Source organism: Streptomyces murinus (assembly GCF_002154555.1).
Lineage (GTDB): Bacteria > Actinomycetota > Actinomycetes > Streptomycetales > Streptomycetaceae > Streptomyces > Streptomyces murinus.
In genome coordinates, this window is sequence record NZ_MUNF01001005.1 from 1 (window position 1) to 558 (window position 558).

Sequence of the window (558 nt, forward strand, 5' to 3'; positions counted from 1 at the left end):
CTCCTTCTCCGCCGGCCCCGCCGCCTCCGGGCGGTGGCAACTGAGGTCGCCGCTGACTGACAGCTCCTGAGCGCCCGGTGTCGGACGGAAAACCCCGGCACCGGGCCTCCCCCACCCATGCAACCGAAGGAGATGACGGCCGTGAACCGAACGCCGGCCAACACCCTCGTCCTCAACCCCGACGAACTCGGCCCCGACCCGGTGCCGGGCATGGATCTGGCGGTGAAGCTGGGCATCAGGCATCTGGAGATCCGCTCGGCCGAGGGCGCCAACGCGGTGACGCTGCCCGCCGACCGGCTGCGGCACATCCGAGCCCGGGCCGACGAGCGCGGCCTTAAGGTGGCGGCGCTTGCCTCACCGCTGTGGAAGTGGTGCCGTCCCGAAGCCACGCCAGGGAGAGTCGACACCTTCGGCTTCCCCACCCAGGTCCCACCCGAGGACCGGCTGGGCTGGATCGAGCGAGCCATCGAGGCCGCGCGCATCCTCGGCGCCCCGATCGTGCGGATCTTCTCTCACCTACGCGTCGAACCCGAGCTGACCGAGCAACTGCTCGGTGAC

The 558-nt window shown here is 70.8% G+C and carries 1 pseudogene; it reads left to right on the forward strand.

The window, feature by feature from the left end:
* Window positions 1–132: 132 nt before the first annotated feature.
* A pseudogene (locus CCN72_RS37265) lies at window positions 133–558 on the forward strand (sugar phosphate isomerase/epimerase); the annotation flags it as partial.